2 tRNA genes and 2 rRNA genes are annotated in these 3,532 nt (G+C 49.1%); all 4 read right to left on the bottom strand.

Annotated elements, in window-relative coordinates:
• Positions 1 to 1,526: ribosomal RNA gene (locus RJ01_RS15380) — 23S ribosomal RNA — on the bottom strand; the annotation flags it as partial.
• Positions 1,527 to 1,984: 458 nt separating this feature from the next.
• Positions 1,985 to 2,060: transfer RNA gene (locus RJ01_RS15375), tRNA-Ala, on the bottom strand.
• Positions 2,061 to 2,121: 61 nt separating this feature from the next.
• Positions 2,122 to 2,198: transfer RNA gene (locus tag RJ01_RS15370), tRNA-Ile, on the bottom strand.
• Between the two features lie 61 nt (positions 2,199 to 2,259).
• A 16S ribosomal RNA gene (locus RJ01_RS15365) occupies positions 2,260 to 3,532 on the bottom strand; the annotation flags it as partial.

Below are 3,532 nucleotides of genomic sequence, written 5' to 3'. Positions count from 1 at the left end.
AAACTGGCTTGCTATCAACTCTCAGCATAGAGTACCCCGGATTTGCCTAAGATACATGCCTACAGTCTTCCACCTGGACAACCAACGCCAGGCTGACTTAACCTTCTCCGTCCTCTCATCGCATTACACTGAAGTATTGGAATATTAACCAATTTCCCATCGACTACGCCTCTCGGCCTCGCCTTAGGGGTCGACTCACCCAGCCCCGATTAACGTTGGACTGGAACCCTTGGTCTTTCAGCGAACGGGTTTTTCACCCGTTTTGTCGTTACTCACGTCAGCATTCGCACTTCTGATACCTCCAGCAGACTTCTCAATCCACCTTCATCGGCTTACAGAACGCTCCCCTACCACTTGCAATAAATTGCAAATCCGCAGCTTCGGTACATAGTTTTAGCCCCGTTACATCTTCCGCGCAGGCCGACTCGACTAGTGAGCTATTACGCTTTCTTTAAAGGGTGGCTGCTTCTAAGCCAACCTCCTAGCTGTCTATGCCTTCCCACATCGTTTCCCACTTAACTATGATTTAGGGACCTTAGCTGGCGGTCTGGATTGTTTTCCTCTTGACTACGGACGTTAGCACCCGCAGTCTGTCTCCCGGATAGTACTCATTGGTATTCGGAGTTTGCATCGGTTTGGTAAGTCGGGATGACCCCCTAGCCGAAACAGTGCTCTACCCCCAATGGTATTCGTCCGAGGCGCTACCTAAATAGCTTTCGGGGAGAACCAGCTATCACCGAGTTTGATTAGCCTTTCACCCCTATCCACAAGTCATCCCCTGGCTTTTCAACGACAGTGGGTTCGGTCCTCCAGTTAGTGTTACCCAACCTTCAACCTGCTCATGGATAGATCACCCGGTTTCGGGTCTATACCCAGCAACTAAACGCCCTATTAAGACTCGATTTCTCTACGGCTCCCCTATGCGGTTAACCTCGCTACTGAATATAAGTCGCTGACCCATTATACAAAAGGTACGCAGTCACCACACGAAGTGGCTCCCACTGCTTGTATGCATGCGGTTTCAGGATCTATTTCACTCCCCTCACAGGGGTTCTTTTCGCCTTTCCCTCACGGTACTGGTTCACTATCGGTCAGTCAGGAGTATTTAGCCTTAGAGGATGGTCCCCCTATATTCAGACAAGGTTTCACGTGCCTCGCCCTACTCGACATCATCATATCAGCCCTTTCGTGTACAGGACTATCACCCACTATGGTTGCACTTCCCAGAGCATTCCACTAAAACTGATATGACTTAATGGGCTGTTCCCCTTTCGCTCGCCGCTACTGAGGGAATCTCAATTGATTTCTTTTCCTACGGATACTGAGATGTTTCACTTCTCCGCGTTCGCCTCATAAACCTATGTATTCAGTTTATGATACCGACCTTATAGCCGGTGGGTTTCCCCATTCAGACATCTCCGGATCACAGGATATTTGCCGCCTCCCCGGAGCTTTTCGCAGGCTATCACGTCTTTCTTCGCCTCTGACTGCCAAGGCATCCACCACATGCACTTAATTACTTGACTATACAACCCCAAACAGTCGTTTATCCCACAAGTAAGATAAGCAACAGATTATGATGATCACTCATCACTCTCATACAGTTGGCGTCTCGTAGATTTAACTACTGTACAGCTTCAATTAGATTCATATACCAAAACGCTTGATTCAGTTAATTTCGCTAGTTCTCATTCAATCACTTCAACAATCAATCTTGCGATCTCTTGTTTCCGCTCTTGTATGAGTATGAACAAATTATTTCAACTCAAATATATTCTGTTAATGATTTAATGCATCCTCGTCGGACTGCATTACTGTGATAAATCACAGAGCTTAATAACAATGCCGCGTATTATACGCCGCTTTCTTACTAAGCTCTATAAGCTATCAAACTGTTTGCTTATTACGTAGTCTTTCAACTGCGCGAAGCGTAGCTTCTTGCTTAAATTTCAAGTAAAAGCAGTGCTTTTATGATCTTGAAATTTGGTGGAGACTAGGAGAGTCGAACTCCTGACCTCCTGCGTGCAAAGCAGGCGCTCTACCAACTAAGCTAAGTCCCCAGCTTATCAATAAGTCAATGTCTCTGATTTCTTCACTCTGCAATTGCTTGCTTGTCGTTAGTGGTGGGTCTGACAAGACTTGAACTTGTGACCCCACGCTTATCAAGCGTGTGCTCTAACCAACTGAGCTACAGACCCTCAGATACATCGTCATGAAGAACAACTTGTTGTGGATTCTTACCAATCGTCAATCTTTCGTTAAGGAGGTGATCCAGCCGCAGGTTCCCCTACGGCTACCTTGTTACGACTTCACCCCAGTCATCGGCCACACCGTGGTAACCGCCCTCTTTGCAGTTAGGCTAGCTACTTCTGGTGCAACAAACTCCCATGGTGTGACGGGCGGTGTGTACAAGGCCCGGGAACGTATTCACCGCGGCATTCTGATCCGCGATTACTAGCGATTCCGACTTCACGCAGTCGAGTTGCAGACTGCGATCCGGACTACGATCGGCTTTTTGAGATTAGCATCTGCTCGCGCAGTAGCGACCCTTTGTACCGACCATTGTAGCACGTGTGTAGCCCTGGCCGTAAGGGCCATGATGACTTGACGTCGTCCCCGCCTTCCTCCAGTTTGTCACTGGCAGTATCCTTAAAGTTCCCACCCAAAGTGCTGGCAAATAAGGAAAAGGGTTGCGCTCGTTGCGGGACTTAACCCAACATCTCACGACACGAGCTGACGACAGCCATGCAGCACCTGTATCAGAGTTCCCGAAGGCACCAATCCATCTCTGGAAAGTTCTCTGTATGTCAAGGCCAGGTAAGGTTCTTCGCGTTGCATCGAATTAAACCACATGCTCCACCGCTTGTGCGGGCCCCCGTCAATTCATTTGAGTTTTAGTCTTGCGACCGTACTCCCCAGGCGGTCTACTTATCGCGTTAGCTGCGCCACTAAAGCCTCAAGGGCCCCAACGGCTAGTAGACATCGTTTACGGCATGGACTACCAGGGTATCTAATCCTGTTTGCTCCCCATGCTTTCGCACCTCAGTGTCAGTATTAGGCCAGATGGCTGCCTTCGCCATCGGTATTCCTCCAGATCTCTACGCATTTCACCGCTACACCTGGAATTCTACCATCCTCTCCCATACTCTAGCTAACCAGTATCGAATGCAATTCCCAAGTTAAGCTCGGGGATTTCACATTTGACTTAATTAGCCACCTACGCGCGCTTTACGCCCAGTAAATCCGATTAACGCTTGCACCCTCTGTATTACCGCGGCTGCTGGCACAGAGTTAGCCGGTGCTTATTCTGCGAGTAACGTCCACTTATCCCAGGTATTAACCAGGTAAGCCTCCTCCTCGCTTAAAGTGCTTTACAACCAAAAGGCCTTCTTCACACACGCGGCATGGCTGGATCAGGGTTCCCCCCATTGTCCAATATTCCCCACTGCTGCCTCCCGTAGGAGTCTGGGCCGTGTCTCAGTCCCAGTGTGGCGGATCATCCTCTCAGACCCGCTACAGATCGTCGCCTTGG

Origin of the sequence: Acinetobacter sp. YZS-X1-1, assembly GCF_000804305.1 — a bacterium.
GTDB classification, from domain to species: domain Bacteria; phylum Pseudomonadota; class Gammaproteobacteria; order Pseudomonadales; family Moraxellaceae; genus Acinetobacter; species Acinetobacter variabilis.
This window is presented reverse-complemented; position numbering and strand designations above follow the sequence as displayed.